This window comes from Synechococcus sp. H55.9, from assembly GCF_047462355.1.
Lineage (GTDB): Bacteria > Cyanobacteriota > Cyanobacteriia > Thermostichales > Thermostichaceae > Thermostichus.
Genome location: NZ_JANSJB010000035.1, coordinates 19403 through 23811, shown reverse-complemented (window position 1 = coordinate 23811; position 4409 = coordinate 19403). Strand labels below are relative to the sequence as shown.

Genomic DNA, 4409 nt, shown 5'->3' with positions numbered 1-4409 from the left:
GGGTACAGGGCGGGGCTCCTGCGGTTTCTAGCTGAAGATTGCATCCATGCTCAACCGGGATCTCTAGCCGTCCGCGTCAGGGATCATGATCTTCTCCAGCGTCTCCACCCGCACAAACCCAATCACCTGCAATTGGTCAGGTTCTATCTCTAGGCTGAGCACCCGCAGCAGGATCCCGATCTCTTCCAGCTCTTGCAGGTCAAACACCCTATTGAGCCCGCCCAAGAAGGCTGCTGAGATCTCATCAGGAACCCGTACAGAACCGATGACAAACTCCGGATTCTCCAGCTTGAGGCTGCGCCCTTCTTCCACCCGGATCCCGGCGTTGAACACCACTTCGACCGACTGCTCGGTGCCGCCGTCCCGCTCCACCAAGAGGGCAGAAAGCTGAATACGGTTGGGATCCAAAAACTCGACGCGGGGCTGACGCAGGTCAAAACGGCGAGCTTCCCTGCCAGCTCCGCCAAAGGGCAGATCTGCTTGAATATCCTGAAACTGGCGGAGCACCTCTGGCAGGTTGAGGGCAGCATTCAAGTCCTCTTCTCGCACCACCACCCGCACCGCAGCTTGCAGAGGTCGCGCCAGGCGCAGGGGAGCCCCCTGAAAAAAAGAGGGATCGATCGCCACCGGATCGGTTTCCAACTCGAGAAGCTCAAGGCGGGGGAAAGGGGCCCGATACAGCCCGCGACCGGCAATCAGCAGGCGATCCGCTTGGCCCTTCAGCAGACGGTAGTTGGGCCGGCTTTGGATGCGCACCTCCAAAACCTCGGCCCGATCCAACTGATCCAGCAAAAGCTGCCGTGCCGTCTGATCTGCCAGATAGCCTGCTCCTCCTCCCAAGCCTGCCAACAGCCCCACGAGAATCGCCAGGAGCTCCATACTCACCACCCTGATGCGCCCCAGCCCAGGTTAGCAAAGGGGCCATCTTGGGGATCCCGGCTAGCGCAGCACCTTGAGGGGACTGGCCTCGATGGGGCGGTTGCCCAGGAAGGTTTTGGCAATTTTCAGGCCATCGGCCATCACCGGACGATTGAGGGCGGGATCATGGATGAATTTGGCCCCCGAGGCAACCGTTGGGCGCCCCTCGCCCCAGGTATCCACAACCTTAAGAGTTGCGGCGGCAACCGGACGTCCGTCGGCATAGTAATCCACCACCTTCAGGGTCGAAGCCCCCACCGGACGGTGGTCGATCTCGATCTTGCTGAACTTGACAGGGCTGGGGAAGACGGGCGGGCCGGATCTCTCCGTCAGCAGTACCGGCATCTGAGCAGAGGCCCCCTCAGCAGGCAGAGGAGCCAGGTTCAGAGGGCTACCCATCTGCGTTGGCGAGACGGAGTCCTTTCCCACAGAAGAGGCTTCTTGCTCTGGAAGCGTGCTGGAATGACCATTGGGAACGGCCATAAGAATCTCCCAAGTTGATAGAAAAACAAACCAAACAGGACGGGAAAGGATCTAGACCCAGTGGGGCGCTGCAGAAGAGCCGTACAGCTCAGCCAGGCTAAAGTTGACCTCTTCAAATCCAAGCTAAGCCGAAATCTAAAAAGATTATAAACCAAACTTGGATATGGGATCCGCTGGGCACAGCTCGGCGCTCTCTTCAAACTGACCCTGTGTTCTGCTCTTGAGCTCATGGTTGTCCAGATGCAACCCATTGAACACCCCTGCGCAAGACCCAAAAGGGTTGGTACACTAGCGCTGGAGTGAGTTGGCCAGATCGATGGCGGGGATCCCTCATGTCTATTGGCGCTGGGCTATAGTGTAAAACCGGCAGCACAGGCAAGATCTCGATTTCGGTGCGCTGGGTTTGGGGGAGAGATTGCGCAGGCCAAGTGGAGCTGCCGGAGCTGACTAGGCCATGTTGAGCGATTTGGCCAAAAATTGCACCATACCCCTGGGGAAGAATGGAATAGGATGAGGCTCTATATTCGGGCAAATGTTCAGGCGCCGTTATGATGGGATCCCCTACATGGAACCCTGAAATCTCCCCGCTTACCCCATCTCCAGACTCCTGGGCTACGGGCAGTGTGTACTTTCGCTCGGATGCCCAAGGGATCCATCTGCACCTGCCCAGCACCCTGACCTGGGAAGAAGTTTGGGAGAACTTGGTGTGGCAGTTGCGCAGCCGCAAACCCCACTGGGCAGGAGTGGCCCCCCTGACCCTGTGGTGCCAAGGGCGAGAGCTGGACATGCCTGCCTTACAAATCCTTGCTGCCCTGTTGTCCCAGCATGGACTGCAACTGTGGCGCGTCCAAACCGGATCCCGCTCGACGGCGATTGCGGCGGCGACGCTGGGCTATTCTGTGGAACAATCTTCCCCCTTAGAGGCGATTCCCCCTGTCCCTCCGGATACCACCCCCCTCTACCTGCGATCCACAGTGCGCTCGGGAATGTCCGTGCGCCACCGCGGCTCGGTCTTCTTGCTGGGGGATCTCAACCCTGGCGGCGAGATCATTGCGGGCGGAGACATTTGGGTTTGGGGACGTCTGCGAGGGCTGGTGCATGCCGGCGCCGAGGGAGATAGGAGTGCTGTGATCTTGGCTTTGCAGTTGGAGCCGACTCAGTTGCGCATTGCCGATCAGGTGGCCCGTCCACCCGAGGGTGGATCCCCCCCCGACACGCCAGAGGTGGTTTACTTGCAGGAGGATGCCATCTGCATTGCCAGCCTTCAGGATTTTCTGCGGAGGGGGGTATGAGCCGAGTCATTGTCGTAACCTCTGGCAAAGGCGGGGTGGGCAAAACCACCCTAACGGCCAACCTGGGCACTGCCTTGGCGCGCTTGGGTCGCTCGGTGGTGGTGGTGGATGCCGACTTTGGCCTGCGCAACCTGGACTTGTTGCTGGGGCTGGAGAATCGGGTGGTGTACACGGCTCTAGAGGTGATTGCGGGGGAATGTCGCCTTGAACAAGCGTTGGTGAAAGACAAACGCACCCCCAATCTCTCGCTGTTGCCAGCAGCCCAAACCCGCAACAAAACGGCGGCCAACCCAGATCAGATGCGCCAGTTGATCGAGAAGCTGGCCGGCAGCCACGACTATGTGCTGATCGACTGCCCGGCAGGGATCGAACAGGGGTTTCGCAATGCCATCGCGGGGGCCGGCGAGGCACTCATCGTCACCACCCCGGAGGTGGCGGCAGTGCGGGATGCAGATCGCGTAGTGGGCTTGTTGGAAGCTGCACAAATTGCACCGACCCAGCTTATCGTCAACCGCCTGCGCCCCGATATGGTGGCAGCCGGCCAGATGATGTCGGTGGAAGACGTGGTGGAGGTGCTGGCCATCCCCTTGGTGGGTATCATTCCAGAAGACCGGGAGGTGATCGTCTCCACCAACAAAGGGGAGCCCCTAGTCCTCTCGGCCAACCCAACTCTGGCTGCTCAGGCCATCCAGCGCATTGCCCGACGGCTGGAAGGGGAGACGGTGGAATTCCCCAAGTTGGCCAGCTTGGGTGAGTCTTTCTGGGAAAAAGCCAAGCGGTTTTTAAACCAAAAGGTGCTTTGAATGGCTCTTCTGCCTGATTTGGATTGGGTTTGCCCATCCCCATTCGCCTTGACGACTGACTCCAGCTACCGCTAAGGCCCATGCTTCTCGATTTCTTAGATCAGCTTTTCTCCCGCCACTCCGGCAGCAGCCGCGAGCAGGCCAAGCAACGCCTGAAACTGATCTTGGCCCACGACCGCACCGACCTCACCCCGGCAGCCTTGGAAGCGATGCGGCTGGAGATTTTGGGGGTGGTGTCCCGCTATGTGGAGCTGGATGCGGAGGGGCTGCAATTTCACTTGGCGGCAGAAGGGGGGACGACGGCCCTGATCGCCAACCTGCCCATTCGTCGTGTCAAGCCCCTGGCGGAGGCCGGCCCCTGCCAAGAGGACAGCCTGCAACAGGGAGCTGCCCCCTCCGAGGGCGGCCATTTGAGTTCACCTTCGGCCTGAGCTACCCTAGACTCAAGGAGCAGTAACTTCAAGGTGTTACATAAAAGTGTTACATTCGGCCAGAGTTTGCCTGTTCGTCAAGATGCTTTCTCGCTGCTCCCACCTGTGTCTGTCCCGGCCCGGAGCGACTTGTAGTTGTTAACAGCCTGTTCATGTCAACCTTCTGTGGCCCCAACGCTAACCAAGACAGAACTGCTGGGACAGAGTTCTCGCTAAGGGAGGTTGAGCCTCGGCATGGAAAACTCCTTTGAGCTGACGATCCTGTTTACGCTGGCCCTAGTGGCCGGGATCGCAGCTCAAGTCCTGGCCAATTTTGTCAAGGTGCCCAGCATTGTTTTCCTGCTCCTGTTTGGGGTGCTGCTGGGCCCGGATGGCCTGAGCTGGGTTCACCCCCAGGTTATGGGATCCGGGCTGGAGGCGCTGGTGTCGTTGGCGGTGGCTCTGATCCTGTTTGAGGGGGGGCTGAACCTGCGGCTGCAACG

General features: G+C 59.6%; 6 protein-coding genes. 4 read left to right on the top strand and 2 right to left on the bottom strand.

Features of this window, described 5'->3' with window-relative positions; translation table 11 throughout:
- Window positions 1-63: 63 nt before the first annotated feature.
- On the bottom strand, window positions 64-879 hold the full coding sequence (locus tag NW857_RS06395; RefSeq protein WP_414335777.1) for a DUF2993 domain-containing protein: 816 nt from the start codon (window positions 877-879) through the stop codon (window positions 64-66).
- 60 nt (window positions 880-939) lie between these two features.
- Window positions 940-1401 (bottom strand): hypothetical protein, encoded by a 462-nt coding sequence (locus NW857_RS06390; RefSeq protein WP_414335779.1) that lies wholly within the window; start codon window positions 1399-1401, stop codon window positions 940-942.
- A gap of 548 nt (window positions 1402-1949) precedes the next feature.
- Between NW857_RS06390 and minC the strand changes: the two genes are divergently transcribed.
- From minC to NW857_RS06370, 4 genes are all read left to right on the top strand, one after another.
- Window positions 1950-2693 carry a septum site-determining protein MinC gene (gene minC, locus NW857_RS06385; protein WP_414341945.1) on the top strand — a complete coding sequence of 248 codons (744 nt, stop codon included), beginning with the start codon at window positions 1950-1952 and terminating at the stop codon, window positions 2691-2693.
- Window positions 2690-3496, top strand: a complete 807-nt coding sequence (gene minD, locus NW857_RS06380; RefSeq protein ID WP_414335781.1) for a septum site-determining protein MinD — start codon at window positions 2690-2692, stop codon at window positions 3494-3496. The genes minC and minD overlap by 4 nt, the downstream gene beginning before the upstream one ends.
- An 80-nt stretch (window positions 3497-3576) precedes the next feature.
- Complete coding sequence (gene minE, locus NW857_RS06375) at window positions 3577-3927, top strand: cell division topological specificity factor MinE (protein ID WP_414335782.1); 351 nt, start codon at window positions 3577-3579, stop codon at window positions 3925-3927.
- A gap of 234 nt (window positions 3928-4161) precedes the next feature.
- The coding region (locus NW857_RS06370) for a cation:proton antiporter (protein ID WP_414368359.1) at window positions 4162-4409 on the top strand (248 nt) is incomplete at its 3' end.

Excerpts from the sequence above, each read along its gene's own strand:
- minC (WP_414341945.1), top strand. The coding sequence starts at position 1,950 with ATGATGGGATCCCCTACATGGAACCCTGAAATCTCCCCGCTTACCCCA.
- NW857_RS06395 (WP_414335777.1), bottom strand. The coding sequence starts at position 879 with ATGGAGCTCCTGGCGATTCTCGTGGGGCTGTTGGCAGGCTTGGGAGGA.
- minE (WP_414335782.1), top strand. The coding sequence starts at position 3,577 with ATGCTTCTCGATTTCTTAGATCAGCTTTTCTCCCGCCACTCCGGCAGC.
- minD (WP_414335781.1), top strand. The coding sequence starts at position 2,690 with ATGAGCCGAGTCATTGTCGTAACCTCTGGCAAAGGCGGGGTGGGCAAA.
- NW857_RS06390 (WP_414335779.1), bottom strand. The coding sequence starts at position 1,401 with ATGGCCGTTCCCAATGGTCATTCCAGCACGCTTCCAGAGCAAGAAGCC.